This window comes from Acinetobacter sp. YH16032 (genome assembly GCF_013417345.1).
Taxonomy (GTDB): Bacteria; Pseudomonadota; Gammaproteobacteria; order Pseudomonadales; family Moraxellaceae; genus Acinetobacter.
The window spans coordinates 1-1302 of sequence record NZ_VPEE01000155.1 but is presented as its reverse complement, the minus strand read 5'-3'; the positions used below and the strand labels follow the sequence as shown (position 1 = coordinate 1302).

Genomic DNA, 1302 nt, shown 5'->3' with positions numbered 1-1302 from the left:
TCTCTCGAACTTTTCCATTGATCTGCTCGGTATAGCTTGCTGTACTGCGTTCTAGCTCGTGAAATTGCTTCTGTATTGTCGCTAATGATTTCTGTGCTTGCTGTAAGCTTTGCTGATCGCTCTCGATTGCCTTTGATTGAGCTGATAAAGCTTGGATAATCTTGGTTTGCATTGTGTCTAAAGCTTGCTGTTGCTTCTGCAATTGCGATTGTTGTTGCAGTAACTGTTGCTGTTGTTCTTCGATGATTCTCAATAATTGTGTTTCTAATTCCGTCATCGTTTAGTACCCCATTGGAATCATGTAACCGTTCTGCCATTCCCCTGCATTCTTGTTGATCTGAATACAGAGACGTTGTGCTTTGCTGTCTGGTCGCTTGCATGTGCTGATCGTCAAACTGCCTCCCGATCGGTTCAAATGATCGACCCTCATTTGCTTCTCGTTGATCACTGTATTTAGCGTCTGCATCTCGCTGTACTTGTTTTTGGTGACGAGACCAAGCGAGAAAATTGCTATAAGCAAAATAACTACTACTGAAATCAGTCCCATATTCAAAATGGTAAGTTTTTTCTGTACCGCTTGATTCTGGGCTTGTTGTTCTTGGCTCTGTATTTGCTCGTTTAATTTCGTTAAATGGCTCAATTTCGATTGCAGTAAGGTTTGATACTGGCTCAATTCCTTCTCGACCGTCTGGGCGTTGTTTTGAATGCTCTGGGCTATTTTCTCGTCCGACTGTTGGATAGCGGTCGCTGTGATATTGGCTCTTGTGTTCAAGCTGTCTCTGATAGTCTGTGACGTTTGCTCGATACCGCTCAGAAGTTGTTCCTCTGTATTCTTCAATTCGTTGTTGTACTTCTTGTCGATATTCGCCAGTAGCTCTAAAGCTTTGCTCATAAATCTCGCCCTCTAAACGGATAGGACGTTTTGCGCCCTCATACGGGTTTTCAATGGATATGGAATTTTTTACTTGTCGGGTGACATTGATTTGATTCGATTCAAGCCATTGCACCAATTCTTGCCGATCGGCAACTTCACCATTGGCAACCGCTCGGTAAACACGTTGATGTAACTGCTCTTTAAAATCCTTAATATCTTTGGGTAGATTCTTTTTATTTAAAAATAGCTGTCGATGTTCAGGATCATCGGGGTCATACAGTGAATGTTCGGTATTGGTGATCTGCTTAAATAGATCGACTCGATCTAAATCGACTGGCGCATAGAATGGCTGTAGGCGTTTGCCTGTTGAAAGCTCAACATTGGGAATCACAAAATTAAGCTCAAGCCTTGTCTCACCTGTGTCCTGA

The 1302-nt window shown here is 42.6% G+C and carries 1 protein-coding gene; it reads right to left on the bottom strand.

Features of this window, described 5'->3' with window-relative positions; all coding sequences use genetic code 11:
* On the bottom strand, nucleotides 1-1302 hold a 1302-nt coding region (locus tag FTV32_RS17110), incomplete at both ends, for a relaxase/mobilization nuclease domain-containing protein (RefSeq protein ID WP_180029158.1).